The sequence below is a fragment of the Alkalihalophilus pseudofirmus genome (assembly GCF_029094545.1).
GTDB lineage: Bacteria > Bacillota > Bacilli > Bacillales > Bacillaceae_D > Alkalihalophilus > Alkalihalophilus pseudofirmus.
On record NZ_CP117835.1, the window covers coordinates 607,514 to 628,533 of the forward strand.

The 21,020-nt window shown below is 39.7% G+C and carries 28 protein-coding genes; 13 read left to right on the top strand and 15 right to left on the bottom strand.

What is annotated here, in order from left to right; genetic code table 11:
* Positions 1-8: 8 nt before the first annotated feature.
* The 5 genes from ectA to PQ478_RS03090 all read right to left on the bottom strand — a co-directional run bounded on the left by ectA (position 9) and on the right by PQ478_RS03090 (position 3,112).
* Entirely contained in the window at positions 9-482 is a 474-nt protein-coding gene (ectA, locus tag PQ478_RS03070; RefSeq protein WP_411810007.1) for a diaminobutyrate acetyltransferase, read from the bottom strand.
* 370 nt (positions 483-852) lie between these two features.
* Positions 853-1,014: a gamma-type acid-soluble spore protein SspA gene (gene sspA / locus PQ478_RS03075; RefSeq protein WP_139314755.1), complete on the bottom strand. Its 162-nt coding sequence runs from the start codon at positions 1,012-1,014 to the stop codon at positions 853-855.
* Positions 1,015-1,103: 89 nt separating this feature from the next.
* The gene (locus PQ478_RS03080; protein ID WP_012957576.1) at positions 1,104-1,226 is read right to left on the bottom strand and encodes a YfhE family protein; all 123 of its coding nucleotides are present in this window, start codon (positions 1,224-1,226) and stop codon (positions 1,104-1,106) included.
* 63 nt (positions 1,227-1,289) lie between these two features.
* Positions 1,290-1,874, bottom strand: a complete 585-nt coding sequence (locus tag PQ478_RS03085) for a GNAT family N-acetyltransferase (RefSeq protein ID WP_289236932.1) — start codon at positions 1,872-1,874, stop codon at positions 1,290-1,292.
* A gap of 332 nt (positions 1,875-2,206) precedes the next feature.
* Positions 2,207-3,112 carry a TIGR01777 family oxidoreductase gene (locus tag PQ478_RS03090; RefSeq protein WP_289235803.1) on the bottom strand — a complete coding sequence of 302 codons (906 nt, stop codon included), beginning with the start codon at positions 3,110-3,112 and terminating at the stop codon, positions 2,207-2,209.
* A gap of 124 nt (positions 3,113-3,236) precedes the next feature.
* On the opposite strand from PQ478_RS03090, the gene recX reads away from it, so the two are divergent.
* Together recX and PQ478_RS03100 are read left to right on the top strand one after the other, a co-directional pair.
* A complete protein-coding gene (recX, locus tag PQ478_RS03095) occupies positions 3,237-4,058 on the top strand; it encodes a recombination regulator RecX (RefSeq protein ID WP_289235804.1) in 822 nt (273 codons plus the stop codon).
* Positions 4,059-4,112: 54 nt separating this feature from the next.
* On the top strand, positions 4,113-4,424 hold the full coding sequence (locus PQ478_RS03100; protein WP_075684171.1) for a YfhH family protein: 312 nt from the start codon (positions 4,113-4,115) through the stop codon (positions 4,422-4,424).
* Between the two features lie 31 nt (positions 4,425-4,455).
* Here the strand turns inward: PQ478_RS03100 and PQ478_RS03105 are convergent, their stop codons facing one another.
* On the bottom strand, positions 4,456-4,605 hold the full coding sequence (locus PQ478_RS03105) for a YpzG family protein (RefSeq protein WP_012957581.1): 150 nt from the start codon (positions 4,603-4,605) through the stop codon (positions 4,456-4,458).
* 26 nt (positions 4,606-4,631) lie between these two features.
* Positions 4,632-4,772, bottom strand: a complete 141-nt coding sequence (gene sspK / locus PQ478_RS03110; RefSeq protein WP_012957582.1) for a small acid-soluble spore protein K — start codon at positions 4,770-4,772, stop codon at positions 4,632-4,634.
* Positions 4,773-4,913: 141 nt separating this feature from the next.
* On the opposite strand from sspK, the gene PQ478_RS03115 reads away from it, so the two are divergent.
* A complete protein-coding gene (locus PQ478_RS03115; protein ID WP_075684170.1) occupies positions 4,914-5,180 on the top strand; it encodes a YfhJ family protein in 267 nt (88 codons plus the stop codon).
* 48 nt (positions 5,181-5,228) lie between these two features.
* On the opposite strand, the gene PQ478_RS03120 is transcribed toward PQ478_RS03115, so the two are convergent.
* The gene (locus tag PQ478_RS03120; RefSeq protein WP_012957584.1) at positions 5,229-6,212 is read right to left on the bottom strand and encodes a metal-dependent hydrolase; all 984 of its coding nucleotides are present in this window, start codon (positions 6,210-6,212) and stop codon (positions 5,229-5,231) included.
* Positions 6,213-6,365: 153 nt separating this feature from the next.
* Here PQ478_RS03120 and PQ478_RS03125 point away from each other — a divergent pair, with 153 nt between their 5' ends.
* The 3 genes from PQ478_RS03125 to PQ478_RS03135 are packed head-to-tail and all read left to right on the top strand — an operon-like array spanning position 6,366 to position 8,579.
* On the top strand, positions 6,366-6,677 hold the full coding sequence (locus PQ478_RS03125; protein WP_289235805.1) for an MFS transporter: 312 nt from the start codon (positions 6,366-6,368) through the stop codon (positions 6,675-6,677).
* 10 nt (positions 6,678-6,687) lie between these two features.
* Positions 6,688-7,776, top strand: coding sequence for an A/G-specific adenine glycosylase (gene mutY, locus PQ478_RS03130; RefSeq protein WP_289235806.1), 1,089 nt, complete (start codon positions 6,688-6,690; stop codon positions 7,774-7,776).
* Positions 7,777-7,823: 47 nt separating this feature from the next.
* Positions 7,824-8,579: an SDR family NAD(P)-dependent oxidoreductase gene (locus PQ478_RS03135; protein ID WP_289235807.1), complete on the top strand. Its 756-nt coding sequence runs from the start codon at positions 7,824-7,826 to the stop codon at positions 8,577-8,579.
* A gap of 299 nt (positions 8,580-8,878) precedes the next feature.
* Here PQ478_RS03135 and PQ478_RS03140 read toward each other — a convergent pair whose 3' ends face one another.
* From PQ478_RS03140 to yfhS, 4 genes are all read right to left on the bottom strand, one after another.
* On the bottom strand, positions 8,879-9,214 hold the full coding sequence (locus PQ478_RS03140; protein ID WP_075684166.1) for a hypothetical protein: 336 nt from the start codon (positions 9,212-9,214) through the stop codon (positions 8,879-8,881).
* 105 nt (positions 9,215-9,319) lie between these two features.
* Complete coding sequence (locus PQ478_RS03145) at positions 9,320-10,282, bottom strand: NADPH:quinone reductase (RefSeq protein WP_289235808.1); 963 nt, start codon at positions 10,280-10,282, stop codon at positions 9,320-9,322.
* A gap of 12 nt (positions 10,283-10,294) precedes the next feature.
* Positions 10,295-11,449, bottom strand: a complete 1,155-nt coding sequence (locus PQ478_RS03150) for an LL-diaminopimelate aminotransferase (RefSeq protein WP_289235809.1) — start codon at positions 11,447-11,449, stop codon at positions 10,295-10,297.
* 130 nt (positions 11,450-11,579) lie between these two features.
* Positions 11,580-11,801, bottom strand: coding sequence for a mother cell protein YfhS (yfhS, locus tag PQ478_RS03155; RefSeq protein ID WP_012957591.1), 222 nt, complete (start codon positions 11,799-11,801; stop codon positions 11,580-11,582).
* A 121-nt stretch (positions 11,802-11,922) separates the two neighbouring features.
* Between yfhS and fabL the strand changes: the two genes are divergently transcribed.
* The 4 genes from fabL to PQ478_RS03175 all read left to right on the top strand — a co-directional run bounded on the left by fabL (position 11,923) and on the right by PQ478_RS03175 (position 15,623).
* Positions 11,923-12,672 (top strand): enoyl-[acyl-carrier-protein] reductase FabL, encoded by a 750-nt coding sequence (fabL, locus tag PQ478_RS03160; protein WP_012957592.1) that lies wholly within the window; start codon positions 11,923-11,925, stop codon positions 12,670-12,672.
* 59 nt (positions 12,673-12,731) lie between these two features.
* On the top strand, positions 12,732-12,962 hold the full coding sequence (locus PQ478_RS03165; RefSeq protein WP_289235810.1) for a gamma-type small acid-soluble spore protein: 231 nt from the start codon (positions 12,732-12,734) through the stop codon (positions 12,960-12,962).
* A gap of 309 nt (positions 12,963-13,271) precedes the next feature.
* Positions 13,272-13,799, top strand: coding sequence for a nucleoside tri-diphosphate phosphatase (gene ntdP / locus PQ478_RS03170; RefSeq protein WP_012957594.1), 528 nt, complete (start codon positions 13,272-13,274; stop codon positions 13,797-13,799).
* A gap of 78 nt (positions 13,800-13,877) precedes the next feature.
* Complete coding sequence (locus tag PQ478_RS03175) at positions 13,878-15,623, top strand: ABC transporter ATP-binding protein (RefSeq protein WP_075684162.1); 1,746 nt, start codon at positions 13,878-13,880, stop codon at positions 15,621-15,623.
* 52 nt (positions 15,624-15,675) lie between these two features.
* On the opposite strand, the gene PQ478_RS03180 is transcribed toward PQ478_RS03175, so the two are convergent.
* The 3 genes from PQ478_RS03180 to sda all read right to left on the bottom strand — a co-directional run bounded on the left by PQ478_RS03180 (position 15,676) and on the right by sda (position 18,831).
* Positions 15,676-16,761, bottom strand: coding sequence for an FUSC family protein (locus PQ478_RS03180; protein WP_012957596.1), 1,086 nt, complete (start codon positions 16,759-16,761; stop codon positions 15,676-15,678).
* Positions 16,762-17,186: 425 nt separating this feature from the next.
* Positions 17,187-18,485 carry a glutamate-1-semialdehyde 2,1-aminomutase gene (locus PQ478_RS03185; protein ID WP_289235811.1) on the bottom strand — a complete coding sequence of 433 codons (1,299 nt, stop codon included), beginning with the start codon at positions 18,483-18,485 and terminating at the stop codon, positions 17,187-17,189.
* Positions 18,486-18,675: 190 nt separating this feature from the next.
* The gene (gene sda, locus PQ478_RS03190; protein WP_012957598.1) at positions 18,676-18,831 is read right to left on the bottom strand and encodes a sporulation histidine kinase inhibitor Sda; all 156 of its coding nucleotides are present in this window, start codon (positions 18,829-18,831) and stop codon (positions 18,676-18,678) included.
* Positions 18,832-19,036: 205 nt separating this feature from the next.
* Between sda and PQ478_RS03195 the strand changes: the two genes are divergently transcribed.
* The 3 genes from PQ478_RS03195 (at position 19,037) to PQ478_RS03205 (ending at position 21,017) form a co-directional block, all read left to right on the top strand.
* Complete coding sequence (locus PQ478_RS03195; protein ID WP_012957599.1) at positions 19,037-19,462, top strand: potassium channel family protein; 426 nt, start codon at positions 19,037-19,039, stop codon at positions 19,460-19,462.
* A gap of 65 nt (positions 19,463-19,527) precedes the next feature.
* Positions 19,528-20,001 carry a thioredoxin-dependent thiol peroxidase gene (bcp, locus tag PQ478_RS03200; RefSeq protein WP_289235812.1) on the top strand — a complete coding sequence of 158 codons (474 nt, stop codon included), beginning with the start codon at positions 19,528-19,530 and terminating at the stop codon, positions 19,999-20,001.
* A gap of 65 nt (positions 20,002-20,066) precedes the next feature.
* Positions 20,067-21,017 carry a D-2-hydroxyacid dehydrogenase gene (locus tag PQ478_RS03205; RefSeq protein ID WP_289235813.1) on the top strand — a complete coding sequence of 317 codons (951 nt, stop codon included), beginning with the start codon at positions 20,067-20,069 and terminating at the stop codon, positions 21,015-21,017.
* The last annotated feature ends 3 nt before the right edge of the window (positions 21,018-21,020 follow it).

Sequence of the window (21,020 nt, forward strand, 5' to 3'; positions counted from 1 at the left end):
CTTTTAAGTTACCTTAATGGTCCTATTCGAAACGTTAATTCTTTTTCATGGTTATCTCCAGGGAATAATTCTTCAGGAAAACACTCTAGGACTTCACACTCTGTGTTGTGATCACGTGCTAACCTTTTGAACAAGGATTGTGACGCTTTGTTGGATGGGGTGACTGTAGCCTCTACATATTGAACGTCCTTACAACCTTCTCTTTTTACTAATTCGTTTAGCATTTGAGAGGCAAGGCCCCGTCCTCGCTGTGAGGCATCCACTCCGATTTGCCACACAAAAACGACATCTGGTTTTGTGGGAGGGATGAAAGCGGTGATGAAGCCAACGACACGATCTTCATCTTTTGCAACGACACATGTTTCTGCAAAAAATTCGCACATCATAATGTACTTGTAAGCAGAATTTTGATCCAATGTAGAATGATTAACTAATTCCCACATTGCTGCCCCATCATTAACAGTTGGTTTCAATAGGTTAATATCAGTTACATTTTTAGCAGTTGCAGTTGCTTGTTGACTAGTAATGTCAGTTTCCTCCTTAACATTTTTCTTTTGATCGTCGTTATTACGTATTTAATCATATGATGATGCGTGGATGATCGCAAACTAGCTTAACAAGGATTATCACGCTTATATAGGGCTTAGGTGGGGTGAAGGTAGGTAAGGGCGGTGATTGTTTTAAATGCTACAGTATCGTTAAGTATTCTAACAAATCGATAAAATCAAACAATCAGAAAAATCTAGTATTAAAGTTATAAAACCCTTGCCTAGCATAGGGTTTGACTGATATGTAGGACCTATAAAAAAACACACAACAGGCGAAGGGCCGATTGTGTGTTTTTTGTAAAGATTATTGTTGGTTTTTCTTTTGACGCTTTCCAGCAGCTTTTTGCTGTTGTTGACGTGCTTGTTCAGCACTTGAACCTTCAGCAAATTCGTTCGCAAATTCTGCTTGGTGTTGTTGCTGCTGTTGCATTTCTTGTTGTTGTTTATTACGATTCTTCTTTGCCATGATTCATTCCCCCTGTAGGTAAATGTCAGACAAGCAAGTGCTTTGCTTATCTACCTATAGTATGGATGGAACGAAAGGTTTTATAAGTGTTAGCTTTTGGCAGGACGTCTTGCCGCACGGTCTGCAGCTCTGAATTCAGAAGCAAATCGAACTTCTTGTGCTTTGCGTAATGTACTTCGTTCTTCTGTTGCGTGACGTTTTTTACTCTCCATATATACCCCTCACTTTCACTTATGAATAGTCTTAGTGTGGGCAAATAATAGAAAAATAATCCATTATGCTTCTTTTGCTTCAAACGGTTGAGAGTATGGTTGAGAAAATGTTTGAGATTGTTCAAGCTCTTGTCTCATTAAGTGTAGGTGATACTGATCTTTTTCAATTTGAAACAAGTCATATACTTCTTGGTCTTTATTAATTTGTTGATACACATCTGTTCTAATTTCATTTGCTAACGTACAATACGGAAGCTTTGTTGCCGCTTTGATCGAACGAATATTTTCCTTTCTAATGCGCATAAACACTGTTTGAATCTCACATTGAAAAAATAATTCACTAAAAAAGGCATCCTTGGCAGCTTGATTATAGCCTTTGCCAAAATAAGGTTTGCCAATCCATGTACCTAAAAACCCGCTATGATCGTTAACATCAAACAAGTTAATCGTTCCAATCGGCTCGCCCCACTCATCGACGATCGTTCTGGATATGAGTTCGCCGCGTTCTTCAGCTTCAATGGTTTGTTTTGTTAAGAAAGCAAACTCATCATAAGATGAAGCTTTATGACGAACATATGGAAAAACAGCCGGGTCCACCATCAGTTCGAACAAAGCATGAGAATCAGCGACGTCTCGTCTCTTTAAAATCACAAAAAACCCTCCTTTTAACATGAGGGCAGGTGAGTTCTCCCACCCTCGAATTTAATATAATGAAGTATCAAATTCGGGGTGGGAATCGAACCCACTAGAACCAGTTGAATGGTGGCGCACCAATTGCCTTCCCAAAGCTTATATAATTGTTTATAAGGTCAAATAACACGATATAGTAGCAATACAATAGATTAAGTGGTGATATAGTGTATATTGAATACGTATTCGCGTGTATGCTCCTTAATCCTTCTTTATATTAAATGTTTTTTGTTAAAAAAGATACTGTTTTTTGTAAAAAAATAATGAAGAAATTTTTACAAAAACAAGCACTATTTTAGCAGGTCGCAAAGAGCAGGTTTTAAGTCTCTAAAATGATACGTGTAGCCTAATTTTTCAGCTTTTACAGGAAGCACTTTCTGCCCATCTAATACCAGGGTGCTCATTTCACCTAACGCCATTTTTAAAGCAAAAGACGGGGCAGGAAGCCAGTGAGGTCTACCTAATACGTCCCCAACTACTTTCCCGAAATCATTCATTTGCAGCGGGTGAGGGGAAGTTACATTAATTGGCCCCTCTGCGGCTTTTTGTTTTAAAGAGAATAAGATTAAGCCGACGACATCATCGATATGAACCCAAGAAAACCATTGCTTACCTGAACCTAATGGACCTCCTGCAAATAGTTTATAAGGAAGCAGCATTCGATTTAGTGCTCCTTCTTCTTTTGACAAGACAATCCCAAAGCGGGTAAAAACAGTGCGAATGCCAAGCTCTTGTGCTTTTATAGCTTCTTTTTCCCATTCAATCACAACATCACTGAGAAAATTGCGTTCAACCGGTGATGACTCTTCAGTGAACGTTTCTGTTAAAGAGTTCCCGTAGTAGCCTGTCGCAGAAGCATTGACTAAAACATCAGGTTTCTTATCTAATTTTTCGAGAATGGAGATCACTTCTTTTGTTGCAGCAATCCGGCTCGATTTAATCCTTTTCTTGCGCTCTTCTGTCCACCTGCCCTCACCAATAGACTCCCCCGCAAGATTAACAATCGCATCAATGCCTTCTAATTCCTTTTCCGGTTTGGCCCCTTCACTTAACCACTTTATATAGGTGACAGACGGTTGTTCTGGTTTGTTATCTGGGTTTCTTGTTAAAATGTAAACAGAATGACCTTCTTTTGTTAAGGCAGAGGTTAATTTAGAACCGATAAAACCAGTCCCGCCTGTTACAGCAATTTTCATAATGAGCCTCCTAATTTAGATGTTATATAAGACTTTACCCATTTATAGCTTTAAATAGTCTCACTGATTGGGCTGCTTTCATGATAGTTGAAGCGATGTATGGAAGGGAAGCGAGGAGAACTCAATGATTAAAATTACAAAGGTTTCCGTGCAAAAAAGAAGTAAAGAACGGTACAACATATTTATAGACAGAGGGCAAGGAGAAGAATACGGATTTAGTGTAGATGAAGATATTCTAATCAAGATTGGACTACGTAAGGGGCTTGAAATAGAGGAAGATGAGTTAAAAGAAATTCTAGACAAGGATGAAGAAAAGAAAACACATCATCTAGCTCTTCATTTCTTATCTTATCGAATGAGATCGGTCAAGGAGATGATGGAGTATCTACAGAAAAAAGAACGTGAGTCAAAACATATAGATACTGTAGTAAAAAGACTGCTTGATCAGAATCTCCTAAACGACGAAATGTTTGCTGCATCCTACATTGAATCAAAAAAACTTACTTTATTAAAAGGTCCTTTAAAATTAAAACAGGAGCTTAGTCAAAAAGGAGTTGGACAAGCACATATTGAAACTGCACTCGAGGGTTTTACAGAAGATGAACAAATCGATAAGCTTATAAAATGGATCGCAAAAAAAGAAAGCCGTAAACCAAAACAATCTGTAAGTGCCTATAAACAAAAGCTTGCAGGACAGTTAATGAATAAGGGTTTTACGCACTCTATTATTGAACAGGCCATGAGAGAAGTTACTTTTGAAGTAGATAATGAAGAGGAATGGGAAGCTTTAACGTATCAAGCGAGCAAGCTTAAGCGGAAATACAGTTCTAAATATGAGGGCTATGAATATCTGCAGCGAATGAAGCAAGCCTTATACCAAAAGGGATTTCCGATCGAAATGATTAATGAGTACTTATCACGAGAAAATGAAGACGATATGGATTAATTTTTTTAGGTTATTTGCTATACTACAAATAGAAATATAATGGGGGCTATAACAGTGGATGAGAAACGTTTCAGTGAAATGACAACATATGAACTTCAACAAGAAATTCAAAAGTTGAACGAGAAAGCAAAGAAGGCAGAACAACTTGGAATGATGAATGAATTTGCCGTACACGAAAGACGAATGATTATGGCTAAAGCCTATTTATTAGACCCAGCTGATTTTAAACCGGGCAAAGAATACATGTTGAATGATGAGGGATCAACCTTTCAGATCTCCTACTTAAATGGCCATTTTGCATGGGGGTATCGTGATAACGGGACAACACTTGATGCGGTGCCGATTTCGTTATTAAAACAAAAATAAGGATGAAGCGAGGCTTCATCCTTATAAAGGGCTACGAACGTTTTCTTGTTTGTACTTCAAGTACAATATTGTGGTAACTTTGTTCGGTTTCACCATTCACTTGATGGAAAGCGTGCTTAGGATTAGCGCGCGGCGAACAAAAAGGATCTTTATATGGAAACTTCTTATGTGGCTTGCCCATCACATACACCTCCGTAAGAATCGTTGCTATTGATTTTTATTTGCACGTGCCATTCTTTCTTGGGGATGATCATTAATTGATCCATCTGGACGTTTAGATAAAAAAGCATCGTTTTCTTTTTCGGTAAATTTTCTTGATTCTGGGAAGTCTTTCGCTTTATTACGCATCGTGAGGTGAACCTCCTTTAATTAAACGCCATTTTAAGGCAGTAAGCCATCATCTAAATCAGTAACTGGCTCATCAATAGTATAAGCTTGTTTTTCATAAAAGATTAGACGTAGATATTGTTAATGGAGGAAAGAGAAAAGATGGAGACTATTTTTAAACGATTGACAGAAGAATTATTAGCTGTGAATAATGAATTAACTGCTGAAGCTGCTCGTACGTGGGTAGAAGGCTTATGGGAAGATTTTGAAACGACACGAGCAAAGGCAGGGCGTGAGTATAAGGGGCAGGAAGTAACGGAACAAATAGTGCTAAAGTGGATAAAGCAATATGGTCCTCATTTGCACAAATATGCACCTAAACAAGAAAAATTCGCGCATTTAAACCAAGATAATCAACCTAAAAACTAAACAAAATAACAAGCCTCCACCCACTAAGGGCTGGAGGCTTGTTGATGTTTACAGCTGTTCTTCTAAGTTTAATTTCTTTTGCAGGGTTTCTTCAGAGAAAACCCATCCCGTATACGAACTTAGAATGTTCAAGTTATCGTCTAGCTGAACGATGGCAACAAAAGGGTAGTGGCCCTTGCTGCGGTAACGTAAATCAACAAAGCGTACTTCCGTCAGATCATCCTTCATCTCTACTTCCCAGCGATATGTAGGAGAGAAGGACAGGAAGGCTGCTAAATTTTTATCTTTTCTTGCAGCATTAATGACCGGGTCATCAGGAATAGGGTCAAAGGAATACTTCTCAAAGAAATTTATTTGGTTATCACGTGATTCAGCAACATACAGAGTTGTCGGCGTCCGAATAACTAAATGGAATTGATTCCATCTGATTGTTGGCGACACAAAAATGTGAGTTGCATTTGGGTGAAGCCTGCGCGCATGTTTAACAACTTTTTGTTTCTCATAAATCCGCCAAATGTAGTACAGGGCTAATACAACATAAAGCAGTAAAAAGGTTATGCCAGGATGAGAACCAAATGCCCACATGGCAATAGCACCAAGATGCATAAAAAAGATAAATGGATCAAAAATATTGATCACGCCAAGTGCAATCCACCTGTTTGAAATTGGTCTCAGTGCCTGGGTACCGTAGGCATTGAAAATATCAACAAACACATGCAGAACGACGGCAAGAAGCGACCATAAAAAGATCGTCAGCCATTCAACACCTGGCATAAAGAGAGTGATACCGGCTGTGAGCAATACAGGCCAGACTAAAAGGGCAGGCAGAGAATGGGTAATGCCGCGATGGTTTCGAATATATACGGCATTATTTTTAAGCTTTAAAACCGTATCAAAATCAGGAGCTTGAGAACCGATGATCGCAGCAATCATAACGGCACTTTGCATCGTTGGGTCGCCGCTGACATTAGGATCAAGCGTTGCAAGGCCTCCTATGGCTATCCCCATTACTACATGTGTACCTGTATCCATTACATGGCACCTCCCTTTTTCTATAAGTTACAGTAAGTATTGTGTATTAATCATACAGAATCTCATGCAAAATTCAAGACAATCGCTTTTGGTCATGGCATGATATAGTTTAGTTATACCCGAATTGTAAATGATTCAAAAGGGGGAATGGCAATGACTCAAGCATTAGACGTATTTATTGAGTATAAAATTCATGAAAAATATGTTAAACCATATGAAGAGAACATGAAAAAGATCAAAGAACGAGTACAAGAAATGGGGGCATCAGATTTTGAGTGGTATGAAGCCGCCGATCAACCCAACTTATATGTAGAAATGTTTAAAGTGAATGATTACGCCGCTTATGAAAAAATAAAGTCACTAAGACAAGATGAAAGTGAATCTCTAACAAAAGATTTCTCAGCCTATGTAGCAGGAGGATCTAGTAAGGTTCATTGCTGGGCATTTAAGAGAAAAATGATTTAGGAGGAGAGCTGTGCAGCACGAAAAGCTAAATGAATTTAACATCAGTCAATTTCAACAGGATTTAATTAATTGGTTTAAAGAAAATCAACGAACGCTCCCATGGAGAGAAAATAAAGACCCGTATCGAGTATGGGTCTCTGAAATTATGTTGCAGCAAACAAGGGTAGACACTGTGATCCCTTATTATTTAAACTTTATGCGTGAGTTTCCGACACTAGAGGACTTAGCCTATGCAGAGGAAGACCGGATTTTAAAGGCATGGGAGGGACTTGGTTATTATTCAAGAGTGAGAAACCTGCAGACAGCTGTACGAGAAGTAGTAGAAGAGTACAATGCGGCTGTGCCTGATACCCTGAAAGAAATTTCGGCTTTAAAGGGAGTAGGGCCTTATACGGCGGGAGCGATTTTAAGCATTGCTTATGCAAAACCTGAACCTGCGGTAGATGGAAATGTAATGCGTGTTCTTTCCCGTGTGCTTGAAATAGATGAAGATATCGCTAAAGCGAAGACGAGAAAAACATTCGAAGCCATCATTTATGACCTCATTTCTAAAGAGGACCCGTCATCTTTTAATCAAGGATTAATGGAACTCGGTGCACTGATTTGTACACCAACTTCACCTGGCTGTCTGCTATGTCCGGTTCGTGAACATTGCATCGCGTATAATAAAGGAATTCAAGATACGCTGCCTGTAAAATCAAAGAAAAAGAAAGCGAAACGCAAGCTGATGGCGGCTTTCGTCATTAAAGATGAAGATGGAAAGGTTCTCATTGAAAAGCGTCCAGATAAAGGACTGCTAGCTGGATTGTGGCAATTCCCGAACGTAGAAGTAGACAGTCATTCATTTAATAAAGAGGAGATGGCAGAAGCATTGTCTCTGGCTATTGGGAAGCCAATTAGTATTCGTGACCGGATTCAAAAAGTAGAGCATGTCTTCTCTCACATTGTATGGGATATTGATGTGTATACCGCGGTTATCGCTACAAAAGAATGGGAAAAAGAAGGGCTGCGTTTTGTCGATCAATATCAGATTGAAGATTTTGCGTTTCCTGTTTCGCATCAAAAGATAATTAAACACTATTTTAGTGAGTCATTTTAAAAGTAAGTATGTTAAAAATGAGTTTGAAAAAAATTAGGAGTGAGATCATGGATTTAAACCTACATAATAAAGTGGTTCTTGTCACAGGAGGTACGAAAGGGATTGGCCGTGCGATTGCAGAAGCTTTCGTTCATGAGGGAGCCCGAGTGTATGTAACAGCAAGAGGAGAAGAGTCATTAAACGAAATGGGTCATAAAGAAGGAATTACAGCTATTCAAGCTGATCTGACTAAGGAAGATGCGCGCAATGAAGTCATGAATGAAATCCTTACTAAAGAGGAGCGCATTGATATTCTTATTAACAACGTAGGCGGGAGCAACGGCTCAACAGTAGCAGAAACTGAGCTATCCTTATTTAGAGAAGCGTTTGAGCTCAATTACTTTTCCGCTGTTCATTTCAGCAAACTTGCTCTAGATGAAATGAAGAAACAGCAAGGTGGTGCGATTGTTAATATCTCATCCATCTTCGGACGCGAATCTGGAGGCAAGCCAACGTATAACAGTGCAAAAGCAGCAATGATCAGCTTTACAAAAGCGCTTGCTGATGAAGCGATCAAAGAAGGAATTCGAGTAAATGGCGTAGCCCCTGGGTCTATCCTTCACCCGACAGGAAACTGGCAAAAACGTCTAGATGAAAACCCGGAAAAAATTAATGCATTTGTTGAACAGGAAATACCAGCAGGAAGATTTGGTACAGTCGAGGAAGTGGCGAATACGGTACTGTTTTTAGCATCTGATAAAGCATCTTGGGTTGTCGGAGCTACGCTTAATGTAGATGGCGGCCAATCAAATGCAAACTTTTAAAACGGGGAGAGCTGTCCTGAGGGGACAGCTCTTTTGTTATTGTTCATATAATGAAGAGGCGCATTTACCCGGTGAAGTGATACAATTGTGCCCCGCATTAGCGCATAAATTGATCCAAAGAACGCAATTAGACTAGAGTGACGCAATCAGCCGAGCAACCGATACAATTACATGTTGAGCCCGCGAAATAAACTCTTCAGACTGACGCATAAACAGCTTGAAAACCTACAATTACTGCCGAGCACGGCCTTGCCCTTACTATATTACTGCAGAGCGCAAGCCTTGTTTGCCCTCACAGCCTATTGATCATCATTTACTAAGTGGATCTCTTGAATCATTTGCTTCGTTTCTGCTGTACCTAAATTATAAAGGGCTTCATATACATCATTTAGTCCTCGCTGGTACTCGTTTTTATCACGGTCTCCTTTTTGATCATCAAAATGCCTGAAGGTAATTAAGTTGCCAAGCTCTACGTCATGAGATTGTACTTCATGTAATAATTCTTCTAATGCCTTCTTTTCTGTCACAGTTGCCTCAATTTCATACTCAATTAGCTGCCCGTCATCGACTCTTGTCGGGCTGATCGTATCCATACTGATAGGGTTCAAATTAACATAATACAATTGCTTTTCCATCGTCTTCATCTCCTTTTAAGGTGTTACTCTTATGATCACCAAAAAATGAGGAATCCATTAAAAAAACGAGAAAGCTACAGCTTTCCCGTCAAAAAATAAATCGTATTAATGTTTAATGATGATGCGGCCATCTACTGATTTAGACTCAAGCTTAGCATGAGCTTTATTCGCTTCTTCAAATAAGAAGACTTCACCAATATGAGCGCTTAATGATTTTTGAGCGAGACCTGCTGAGATGTCATGACCTGCTTTTCCTACCTCATTAGGATCAACGGTGAATAGAAGAATACCGAGTAGAGCCGCATTTTTCATATTAAGTTTTCTCCAAGGGAGCTCTGGCGTATTGTTTACAGGGGAGCCTATTGTGACAATCCGCCCGCCGTTTCTAATCATGTCTAAGTTTTTATCCAAATTTTCACTGACACTCATATCCAAAATAACATCAATGCCTTTTTCGTCAGTAAGTCCAAGAACTCTTTCGGTCACATTTTCCTCTTTGTAATTGATGACCACATCTGCGCCGGCTTTTATGGCAATTTGCGACTTTTCATCATTTCCTGCTGTAGCAATGACAAACGCCCCTGCGCGTTTAGCTAGCTGAACAGCAGCTTGTCCTACAGCACCTGCTGCTCCGTATATCAGTACTTTTTCTTCTTTTTTAAGATTTGCTCGGTAAAAAAGAGATAAATGTGCGGTCATAAAAGCCATCGCAACAGCGGCTCCCTCTTCATAAGAGAGATGAGAAGGGAGAGAAAATGCAGCAGAGGCATCAATCGCCACGTATTCTGCTGACGCGCCTTTTGCATTGGTTGCCCAAATACGGTCACCAACAGACAAATTCCGAACTCCGTCCGCTGCTTCAACGACTTCACCAGCTAAATCGAAATGTGGTACATGTGGAAATGAGTCAACTTCTCTAATCCCTTTTCTAAAATACGTATCAACAGGGTTTACTCCGCTCGCGCCTACTTTTACCAACACTTGTCCTTGTTTTAGAGTCGGTTTTTCCATTTCCCCTACAGTTAGTACATTCGGCTCGCCATATTCTTTATACTGAATCACACGCATATTCTCATCCCCTTAATCAAATAGTGGTTTTAATCTTGTCGCTGCTTCTTTTAGACGTTCTTCGTTTTGAACAAGAGCAATTCGGACAAAGCCTTCCCCTTCACTGCCAAAGGCCATACCAGGTGTAACGACGACACCAAGGTCAAGAGCAGCCAATGTAAATGACATTGATGTATAAGCCTGAGGAATCTTTGCCCATAAGAACATCCCGCCGCCTGGAGAACGGACTTCCCAGCCGATTTCGCTCAATGCGCTGACTAGCGTGTCACGCCGTCTTTTATAAAGCAGGCGCTGGTCTTCCAAAAATGTTCCTGAGTTTGTTAAAGCTTTTGTTGCAGCATGCTGAATCGGTTTGAAAACCCCGTAATCAATATGAGATTTAATGATGGCAAGCGGCTTCAATAGTTCAGGGTTACCAAGGGCATAGCCGATTCTAGCCCCAGCAAAGTTAAAGCTTTTTGACATTGAATTAAATTCGATCGCAACCTCATCTGCACCATCAATGGATAAGATGCTTAAAGGTGTTTGGTTATCGTACAAAAGCTCAGAATAGGCAAAGTCATGGACAACAAGAATGCGATGTTCTTTTGCGTAGGCGATAACCTGCTCTAAATAATCTTTTGAAGCGGTAGCTGCCGTTGGGTTGCTTGGATAACTCAAGATAAGAATTTTAGCCTTATCTGCTACTTCTTGTGGCAAGGAACGAAAGTCAAATTGGTAACGGTTTTCTTCATTTAACGGATAAGGGTGCAATGTGGCCCTTGCAATTTCTGCGCTTGCTGCATATATGGGATACCCTGGGTTTGGGACAAGTAAGATATCATCTTCATCCATATAAGACATAGCTAGATGAGCAAGCCCGTCTTGAGAGCCCATTAACTGCAGGATGTGATCTTCTTTTAATGAGACGCCGTAGCGATCCGTGTAGAAACGGCAGACTGCTTCTCTAAACGTTAATTCGCTTGTAATCGCATATCCGTAGTCCGAGTCATTTGAAACGGCTTTGATTAATTCTTCTTTCAAAAAAGCAGGAGGAGGGAGGTCGGGGCTGCCAATACTTAAATCAATAAGAGTGGCCCCTGCGGCTTCTTTCTCCTGTTTTCGTAAAGATAGTTCTGTAAATACACTAGTTGTTAAGTGATCTAATTTCTTTGATGGTGAAAACATATGTAACGCTCCTCAATCAATCTATATAGTCATATAAAAAGTAAATAAAGTATTCTTCTATATTATTTTAGCTGAATACTCTGAAAAAACATAGCCTCACACAAGAAAAAAAGATAAGCCGCAGCTTATCTTAGTCATAATGTACTTCTGTTCCTTGCGTCCAGGTTGCTTCTTGTTTAAGTCCGCCTCTTGCTTCAATTTCTTTTATGATTTCTCTGTGAATGGTCGTACCTTCAATGTTTAGGTAGGGGGTCATCTGTTGGAGACCATGATGAAAAAAGGCCAGTTCTTTATCCGTCCATTCTTTTTTGCTTATCATTGTAAGTTCCGTCATATCTCGTCCGACATACATCTAGCTCAGCTCCTTTATTCTATGGTCTTCTAGGTAGAAGAAGTTTTCCTTAGTGTTTCTGTTCGTCATGAACTCTATGCGATATAATGTAAAAAGACTAATGATGATGGAGGATATACATATGGAACAAAAAGTAGCATTAGTAACAGGGAGCAGCCGAGGGATCGGCAAACGAATTGCTCTACGATTAGCTGAGCAGGGATATGACTTGGTGATTAATTATGCAAGAAGTAAACAAGCAGCTTTAGATACAGCGGCTGAAATTGAAGCTTTAGGAAGAAAGGCATTTGTCGTTAAGGCGAATGTAGGGAAGCCTGAGAAGATTAAAGAAATGTTTGAAAAGATTGATGAAGAATACGGCCGCTTAGATATCCTTGTAAATAATGCCGCATCCGGCGTGCTTCGTCCTTTAATGGAGCTTGAAGAAAGTCATTGGGATTGGACGATGGATATTAACAGCAAAGCATTGTTGTTTTGTGCACAGGAAGCTGCTAAGCGAATGGAGAAAACGGGAGGCGGTAAAATTGTCAGCTTAAGTTCTCTAGGGTCGATTCGTTATTTAAAGAACTATACGACTGTAGGTGTATCAAAAGCAGCAGTTGAAGCATTAACGCGTTATCTTGCTGTAGAGCTTGCTGAGATGGGAATCGCAGTCAATGCTGTGTCTGGTGGAGCTGTTGATACAGATGCATTGACTCATTTTCCAAACCGTGAAGAATTATTAGAAGATGCAGCGAAACGCACCCCGGCAGGAAGAATTGTGGAGGCAGAAGACTTAGCGGATACGGTAATGTTTTTATTATCTGATCAAGCAAAAATGATTCGCGGACAGACGATTATCGTTGATGGCGGGATTTCATTATTAACTTAATTTTTTTGAATAAAATGATTCACCCCTGCACATATTAACTTTTGTGGAGGTGATATCACATGAACAACCAACAACAAAACCAACAACAACAGCAACAACAAGCGTCTAAAACAAACGCTCAAAAGGTACAAAAGCAAAACGCTGCTTCTGCTCAAGGAAACAGCTACAACACTGAGTTTGCTAGCGAAACGAACGCTCAAGAAGTTCGTCAGCAAAACGCTCAATCAGAAGCTCACAAAAACCAAGCTTCTACAAACTACAATCAACAACAAAACCAACAAAATCGTTAATCAAACGATGAGAAAAGCACTCACAGACAATACGTCTTGTGGGTGCTTTTTTTATATTTTTTACATAAAATAAATGAAAAATGTTTGAGTCAATCGCCAATTTTATTCGTTACAGGCGCTTACCGTTTCAAAAAGATGGGGAACACTGTATAATAGAAGAGAATGAAAGTAAAGTTGACGAAATTGGAATGGCGATAAGCAGTTTGTAGGGTAGAATGTAGAAGTGTATGGTGTGGCTAACAATGTACAAGCGTAAAAGAGACTACTCTACTTACAGACGTCCAAACTTCTAGTGGAAAGGAGACGTTTATGAATTTTCCCAAAGTAGGCAGTACTATTCAGATCCAGAGTTATAAACACAATGGATCCATTCATCGGATTTGGGAAGAATCAATAGTGCTTAAAGGGACGTCAAAGGTTGTAATCGGAGGTAATGATCGAATTCTTGTGAGAGAATCAGATGGACGCAACTGGAGAACACGTGAGCCAGCGATCTGTTATTTTGATTCTGAGCAATGGTTTAATACGATCGGTATGATTCGAGCAGATGGAATTTACTATTACTGTAATCTTGGCACCCCGTTTACATGGGATGAGGAAGCAGTAAAATACATTGACTATGACCTTGATATTAAAGTATATCCAGATATGACCTTTAAGCTCTTAGATGAAGATGAATACGAACTGCATAGCAAATTAATGAATTATCCGCCTGAGATTGATGATATTCTAAAACGCAGTGTCGATGAATTGATTTCATGGATTCATCAACGCAAGGGTCCATTTGCCCCGCAATTTGTAGAGAGCTGGTATGAGCGCTTTCTACAATATAGATAAAAATACTAGACACTGAAGGAAAGCCTGGTTACCAGGCTTTCTTTTCCGTCATACTACTAAAAAAGGGGGTGGGCATAATTGAATAGTATGAAACGTTATATGGCCTTTGTTAAGCCGTACTGGAAGCAAATTTTTTGGACAATCGTGATCGGTGTATTAAAATTTGGGATTCCTTTATTGCTTCCGCTCGTTATGATGTATGTCATTGATGATATTATTTTGGTTGAAGGAATGCCGCAAGATGAGAAGCTTTCAACGTTGTTCTGGATAATGGGAGGAATGTTCTTTATTTTCCTTGTCCTCAGACCTCCGATTGAATACTTAAGACAATATTATGCACAGTGGATAGGCAGTAAAGTGCTGTATGATATACGTGATCAATTATTTACCCATATCCAAAAATTAAGTCTTAGATTTTATTCGAACCGAAAAGTAGGAGAAATTATTTCTCGTGTGATACATGACGTTGAGCAGACGAAGAATTTTGTAATTACTGGTTTAATGAATATTTGGCTTGATCTATTTACGATTATTATTGCCATTATAATTATGTTGAATATTAATGTGTGGCTCACGCTGGTAGCTATTTCAATGTTTCCGTTATACGGCTTTTCAGTGAAGTTTTTCTATGCAAGATTGAGGCATCTTACGAGAGTGCGTTCACAAGCTTTAGCCGAAGTGCAGGGACATTTGCATGAACGTGTTCAAGGGATGAATGTGATAAGGAGCTTCGCACTTGAGGAGCATGAACAGCACCAATTTGCAAAACGTAATAATCATTTCTTAGACCGTGCCCTGGATCACACACGCTGGAACGCTAAAACGTTTGCGGTTGTAAATACAATCACAGACTTAGCTCCGCTCTTAGTTATTGTCGTCTCAGGGTACTTTGTTATTACAGGAAACCTTGAGATTGGGGCAATGACGGCCTTTGTTTTATATATGGAGCGCTTATATGGTCCGTTGCGCCGGCTTGTTAACTCATCTACAACCTTAACGCAGGCTATTGCTTCAATGGATCGTGTATTTGAGTTTATCGATGAAAAGTATGATATTGAAGACTCTTTAGATGCCAAACCGCTCGACTCCGCACATGGACGAGTTCAGTTTGAGGATGTTTCGTTCTATTATGATAATGAAGAGAAGCCGGTCTTAAAAAACGTTTCCCTGGATATAAAAGAGGGAGAAACGGTCGCATTTGTAGGGATGAGCGGAGGCGGAAAAAGTACGCTTATCAGTCTAATTCCAAGGTTTTATGATGTGTCGAGCGGACGGATCACACTTGATGGAGTAGATATTAGACATTTTCAAGTGCGCATGCTCAGAGATAAAATTGGAATGGTGCTTCAAGATAATATTTTGTTCAGTGATTCCGTCAAAATGAATATCTTAATGGGAAATCCAGAGGCGACTGATGAAGAAGTGATTGCTGCAGCAAAAGCAGCGAATGCGCATGACTTTATCATGAATTTGCCGAATGGATATGATACCGAAGTCGGTGAGCGAGGTGTTAAGCTGTCTGGAGGGCAAAAACAGCGTGTGGCAATTGCACGTGTCTTTTTGAAAAATCCGCCTATTTTAATTTTTGATGAGGCGACATCTGCTCTAGATTTAGAAAGTGAACACTACATTCAAGAAGCGCTTGAAAAGTTAGCAAGAAATCGAACGACTTTTATTGTTGCACACCGTCTATCAACGATTACTCATGCCGACCGGATTGTATTAATTGAGAACGGCGAGATTGTTGAGAGCGGCACCCATGAAGAATTAATGAAAAAAGCAGGGCATTATCAGAAACTTTTTGATGTCCAGCAATTATCATAATAAAGGACGTCCATCACTTAGGCTTAAGTGTAATGGACGTCTTTTTGTTTAATTATTCTTCTTCTTGCTCTTGCACGGTTACTTTATTTTCTTTTTTATGATAACTGAAAAAGCTGTCTACTAGGTGATCTAAGTGTTCAAGCTGCTCTTGATATTCTACTATCTGCGAGACGGCTGGCAGAATATGCAGCCACTGCGTTCGAACAGTATCCGGATCATCGTATAAATTAATGTACAGATCCGTTAAAGCGGCTTTCCCATCATTAATCTCCTGCACCGTCTCATCAGCAGGAAGTGATTGAACTTTTCCTACATATCGTAAGAGGATACGATCATGGTACTGGGTTAAGCGATTTAATTGCATCTCGATTTCTTTTTGGACTTCACAAGGCAGCTGGTGCAGTTCCTCTGATCGCCGTTCAAGATTCTTCAAGACAATAAATGACTTTTTCGTTGTAATCAGCATTTGGCGGAATAACACAATCTTCCGTGCTTTTCCGTATTTATTTTTCAGAAAATAATTTCTTTCTTCTTTATAAAGGAGATACAAATTATCTAATTTAACCATTTGTTCATCAAGTCTTGAGATATCACGTTTTAACATTCTTGGGTCAGCATCTTTCCGCAAGAAAAGCATGGTCCATTGAATAATATCTTCTGTTGCTTTAAGCATTTTATGATAAAGTTTCGTTTCATAGCGGGGCGGGATAAATAACAGGTTAACTAAAAAGGCAGCAAACACCCCAATAATAATCAACATAAATCGCCCTGTAGCAAATTCGATAAAATTATCAGCTGGACTTTCCATAACGATGATAATGGTAACAATCGCTAAGGGAATCGTCGTAGGCTCAAGCTTCACTTTAAGAATAATGGCAATGGCTAAAATAACAACCAACCCAACAACAAACGGTTCATGACCAAATGTCATCACAAAAATAACTCCAAGGACCGCACCGATCACATTCGCTTGAACTTGTTCTAAAATCGTTTGGAACGTACGGTAGATAGATGGCTGGATCGCAAATGCGGCAGCAAGTGCTGCAAACATTGGCGGTTCAAGACCAACCCATATCGCAAAATATAAAGATACAATAATGGCAAGACCCGTCTTAAATATACGAGCTCCAAGTTTCATGGTAACTAAATGTCCTTTCTGCTCATCGTTTTTTTACTAGTCTTTAAAAAGAAGCAACGATAGCATCCATTAATAAAATCATACCGAACGTACTATACAACGACCACTGAAAAGAATCAACCACTTTTTATAAAAACAAAAATTGTAAGCGTTTATTATTTTTTGTCTGTTTGTTTTATCCATACCCCTTTTAGTGTATTAAAAAAAGCGCCGGTTTAAACCAGCGCTTTTTCGTATGATAGTTAATTGAACCAAAGTGACGTAATTAACCGATGAAGTGATGCATTTATTCTAACTAATGAATGACGCATAATAAGATTGAACGGACACAATAAGACTAGAGAGGCGCAATTAGGCTGGTAAACGACGCAATCATTAAGTAGATAAGCGCAATTTACTATTCAGCCGGCGGCTTATCACCATCGTTAGATCATTTCAGCGACACATTTGAATGCATGGTCAACAGCTTCTAACGTCTTAGTGATATCCTCATCTGTATGAGCGGTTGTTAAGAACCATGCTTCATATTTCGATGGGGCTAAGTTAATGCCTTGTTTTAGCATTTCTTTAAAGAAAACAGAGAATTGTTCTCCATTTGTTTTCTCAGCTTGGTCATAATTTCGGATGACTTCATTGGTAAAGTAGATCGTTAATGCTCCTTTTAAACGGTTCACCGTAATTTCCACTTCATGTTTAGAAGCAAGTTCAACAATCCCTTCTTCTAAAATGGCTCCCAGACGGTCTAATTCTTCATATACACCATCTTCTTTAAGGACTTCTAAACAAGCAATGCCTGCACTCATTGAAGCAGGGTTACCAGCCATAGTACCTGCTTGATAGGCTGGTCCAAGCGGTGCAACTTTTTCCATAATATCTACACGGCCGCCGTAAGCTCCAATCGGAAGCCCTCCGCCGATAATTTTACCTAATGCTGTCATATCCGGTTCCACGCCTAGATAATTTTGAGCGCCGCCGTACATGAAACGGAATGCTGTGATTACCTCGTCATAAATAACAAGTGCCCCGGCCTCATGGGTTAGTGTATTAACTGCCTCAAGAAACCCTGGATCTGGTTCCACAATCCCGAAATTCCCGACAATCGGTTCAACCAGAACAGCAGCGATCTCATCGCCCCATTTCCGGAGTGCTTCTTTATAAGCTTCAATATCATTGAATGGGACAGTAATAACTTCTTTAGCGATATTTTTGGTTACACCGGCAGAGTCTGGTGTTCCTAGGGTAGATGGGCCAGAGCCTGCTGCTACTAGAACTAGATCTGAATGACCGTGATAACAGCCGGCAAATTTAATAATCTTATCCCGTCCTGTGTACGCACGGGCAACACGAATGGTTGTCATGACAGCTTCTGTACCAGAATTGACAAAGCGGACTTTTTCTAATGAAGGAATCGCTTCTTTTAACATTTTGGCAAATTTGTTCTCGAGCTTAGTCGGTGTACCGTATAAGACTCCGTTCTGGGCGGCCGTTGTAATTGCCTCCGTAATATGAGGATGAGCATGGCCTGTTATAATAGGACCGTATGCGGCTAAATAATCGATATATTGATTACCGTCTACATCCCAAAAATAAGCACCTTTTGCACGTTCCATAAAAACAGGTGAGCCGCCGCCAACCCCTTTAAAAGCACGGGAAGGACTGTTCACACCGCCGACAATATGTTCTTGGGCCTCTTTATATAAGGCTTCTGAATTTGTAAAGTTCATCTAAATATTTCCTCCAAACACTCAAGTATCCTGCCTATTGAACTATAAATAATAGATTAAATCATATTCAGTTCAATACAGCAGTTAAATGTAGATCATGTATATAGATATTCAATCATAAGCTGAGACTTAGGACAAGCTAAAGGGAAATGTATAAGCAGACTGTGTAGGTGCAAAGAAGAATTGAGGTTTATTCTTGTGGGTGTGTAGAAAGTTGCGATGCGAGATGTTGAAGGTTGCGCTTGCATAGCTCTCGAAATAATAAGTCGAGGAAATCATCGTCTAATCCGTATTCTTGTGCTCGGTAATAACTTTGTATCAAAACGTCGTCTGATAATGAATGCATAACTAAACGACCTCCTTTTTTACAATGAACGTCACTACATTCTAGGAGGTATAAAAAGTCAGGGTGTATGATGTGATTAAAACAAACAATCGTTCTCACTCATCATAATATACCTAAACTAATAAGGCTAGTATTTATTTGAATACTCAGTCATATATTTAATAAGCAATTTTTATTAGTGTTTTTCTGGTGAAGAGGTGGGCTGATGGACCATTGGCTGTTGTATTTTTGTATGTTCGTTGCAGCATTAGGTGTCATAATGAGCTTTTTGTTGCTGCTTAGGTATAAACCGATGCGAGGGAGGCACAAGGTCTCGCTAAGACATTTTGCGATGTTGGTTAATGTGTATGTGACGGTAATGCTGGCATTTGCCTTAATGTATATGGTGCTTGAGTTACTCGGTATCCCTGTATTAGCAGAAGCAAACCGAAACGTGGGTGGAGAGTTAACTCATTTAGTTTTAGATGTGGTGTATTTTAGTGCGATCACACTTTTGTCCGTTGGATACGGTGATATTGTACCAATGGGGGTAGGGAGGATTTTAGCGATCATACAAGCTTTATTTGGTTATCTGCTGCCAGCAGCGTTTGTTGTCACAACTGTTATTCGTCTAGAAAATAAGGTAGAATAGTTGTAATAAACACGAAGAATCCGTATCCTAATCCATATCACTATATCTAGAAAGGTTGTGGCAATATGGCTATTGAAATCGGACAAGTTGCACCTGATTTTACATTAGAAGCAAGCAGCGGGGAGCAAGTCTCTTTAAGTCAATTCAGAGGAAAGAATGTTGTGCTGTATTTTTATCCAAAAGATATGACACCTGGATGCACAACTCAAGCATGTGATTTCCGTGACCGAGTAGAATCATTTGAATCGTTAGATACAGTGATTCTAGGAGTGAGTCCGGATCCTTTAGCAAGGCATGAGAAGTTTATTGAAAAATATGATCTCCCATTTCTTTTATTAGCAGATGAAGATCATGCTGTAGCGGAGTTATTTGATGTGTGGAAACTAAAGAAAAACTTCGGTAAAGAATATATGGGGATTGAAAGATCTACCTTTGTAATTGATAAAGAAGGCAAGGTCGTTAAAGAATGGCGTAAAGTACGTGTGAAAGATCACGTAGAAGAAGCGCTGACTTTCATTAAAGAAGAAGTAGAAGTGTAAAAAACATAAAGAATAAAAGCGAGGGGGGACTCTCGCTTTTTTGGAATACAGGAGGTGGGACTACTATGAAGATTGTCTCTTCAGCAAGGTTAAAAGATGAGATTAAAGCACAGCTCCTAGCAGACTTTCCTGATATCGACTTTTCCTTTCGTTATGGCATGAAAGAAGTAGGAGAGGAAGTGCAGGACTGTGAGGTGCTGCTTACATACGGAGAAGATTTAACGGATGAACATATAAAAGAGGCCAAGCAGCTTAAATGGATCATGGTCCTTGCTGCAGGACTCGAGAAGATGCCGCATGAGGCTATTTGCAAACGTAATATTATCGTGACTAATGTCCGCGGAATTCATGCTGTCCCGATGGGGGAATATACTCTTAATATGATGCTGCAAATGGCTAAGAAGACAAAAACATTTATAAAAAATGAAGAGGCAGCAAACTGGGAGAGAAGCGTACCCGTCTTTGAGCTTAACGGATTAACTGTAGGAATCCTTGGGGCAGGGGCTATTGGACAAGAAGTCGCTAGATTATGCCAGGCTTTTGGGATGAGAACGCTTGGCATGAATAGTTCAGGTAATGATGCCCCGTTTATCGAAAAAATGTATACGGAAGATACAGTAGATGCATTATTAAGACAATCAGATTTTGTTGTAAACGTCCTACCTTTTACTACGAAGACAGCTTCATTTATGGATGAAGAAAAGTTTGCTTCTATGAAAAAAGGAGCGTATTTTATTAACATAGGGCGTGGTAAAACAGTTGATGAACACGCATTAATCCAAGCACTAGATGCCGGTCAAGTGGCTGGAGCTGGATTAGATGTGTTTAAAGAAGAACCATTAGATGCCAACCATCCTTTTTGGAAGCACAAAAACGTAACGATCACCCCACATATCTCCGGGGTGTCCTCCAAGTATCAAAGAAGAGCAATGGAAATCTTTAAAAAGAACTTAATTGGCTATCTAAATGGAAGGAACGAAACCCTCATAAGAATAGATCTAACTAAAGGGTATTAATAA

What these genes read in the sequence shown, in the direction of transcription:
- sspA (WP_139314755.1), bottom strand. Translation starts at nt 1,014, where the DNA reads ATGGCAAAGAAGAATCGTAATAAACAACAACAAGAAATGCAACAGCAG.
- PQ478_RS03080 (WP_012957576.1), bottom strand. Translation starts at nt 1,226, where the DNA reads ATGGAGAGTAAAAAACGTCACGCAACAGAAGAACGAAGTACATTACGC.
- PQ478_RS03090 (WP_289235803.1), bottom strand. Translation starts at nt 3,112, where the DNA reads ATGAAAATTGCTGTAACAGGCGGGACTGGTTTTATCGGTTCTAAATTA.
- recX (WP_289235804.1), top strand. Translation starts at nt 3,237, where the DNA reads ATGATTAAAATTACAAAGGTTTCCGTGCAAAAAAGAAGTAAAGAACGG.
- PQ478_RS03105 (WP_012957581.1), bottom strand. Translation starts at nt 4,605, where the DNA reads ATGGGCAAGCCACATAAGAAGTTTCCATATAAAGATCCTTTTTGTTCG.
- sspK (WP_012957582.1), bottom strand. Translation starts at nt 4,772, where the DNA reads ATGCGTAATAAAGCGAAAGACTTCCCAGAATCAAGAAAATTTACCGAA.
- PQ478_RS03115 (WP_075684170.1), top strand. Translation starts at nt 4,914, where the DNA reads ATGGAGACTATTTTTAAACGATTGACAGAAGAATTATTAGCTGTGAAT.
- PQ478_RS03120 (WP_012957584.1), bottom strand. Translation starts at nt 6,212, where the DNA reads ATGGATACAGGTACACATGTAGTAATGGGGATAGCCATAGGAGGCCTT.
- PQ478_RS03125 (WP_289235805.1), top strand. Translation starts at nt 6,366, where the DNA reads ATGACTCAAGCATTAGACGTATTTATTGAGTATAAAATTCATGAAAAA.
- PQ478_RS03135 (WP_289235807.1), top strand. Translation starts at nt 7,824, where the DNA reads ATGGATTTAAACCTACATAATAAAGTGGTTCTTGTCACAGGAGGTACG.
- PQ478_RS03140 (WP_075684166.1), bottom strand. Translation starts at nt 9,214, where the DNA reads ATGGAAAAGCAATTGTATTATGTTAATTTGAACCCTATCAGTATGGAT.
- PQ478_RS03145 (WP_289235808.1), bottom strand. Translation starts at nt 10,282, where the DNA reads ATGCGTGTGATTCAGTATAAAGAATATGGCGAGCCGAATGTACTAACT.
- PQ478_RS03150 (WP_289235809.1), bottom strand. Translation starts at nt 11,449, where the DNA reads ATGTTTTCACCATCAAAGAAATTAGATCACTTAACAACTAGTGTATTT.
- yfhS (WP_012957591.1), bottom strand. Translation starts at nt 11,801, where the DNA reads ATGTATGTCGGACGAGATATGACGGAACTTACAATGATAAGCAAAAAA.
- fabL (WP_012957592.1), top strand. Translation starts at nt 11,923, where the DNA reads ATGGAACAAAAAGTAGCATTAGTAACAGGGAGCAGCCGAGGGATCGGC.
- PQ478_RS03165 (WP_289235810.1), top strand. Translation starts at nt 12,732, where the DNA reads ATGAACAACCAACAACAAAACCAACAACAACAGCAACAACAAGCGTCT.
- ntdP (WP_012957594.1), top strand. Translation starts at nt 13,272, where the DNA reads ATGAATTTTCCCAAAGTAGGCAGTACTATTCAGATCCAGAGTTATAAA.
- PQ478_RS03180 (WP_012957596.1), bottom strand. Translation starts at nt 16,761, where the DNA reads ATGAAACTTGGAGCTCGTATATTTAAGACGGGTCTTGCCATTATTGTA.
- PQ478_RS03185 (WP_289235811.1), bottom strand. Translation starts at nt 18,485, where the DNA reads ATGAACTTTACAAATTCAGAAGCCTTATATAAAGAGGCCCAAGAACAT.
- sda (WP_012957598.1), bottom strand. Translation starts at nt 18,831, where the DNA reads ATGCATTCATTATCAGACGACGTTTTGATACAAAGTTATTACCGAGCA.
- PQ478_RS03195 (WP_012957599.1), top strand. Translation starts at nt 19,037, where the DNA reads ATGGACCATTGGCTGTTGTATTTTTGTATGTTCGTTGCAGCATTAGGT.
- bcp (WP_289235812.1), top strand. Translation starts at nt 19,528, where the DNA reads ATGGCTATTGAAATCGGACAAGTTGCACCTGATTTTACATTAGAAGCA.
- PQ478_RS03205 (WP_289235813.1), top strand. Translation starts at nt 20,067, where the DNA reads ATGAAGATTGTCTCTTCAGCAAGGTTAAAAGATGAGATTAAAGCACAG.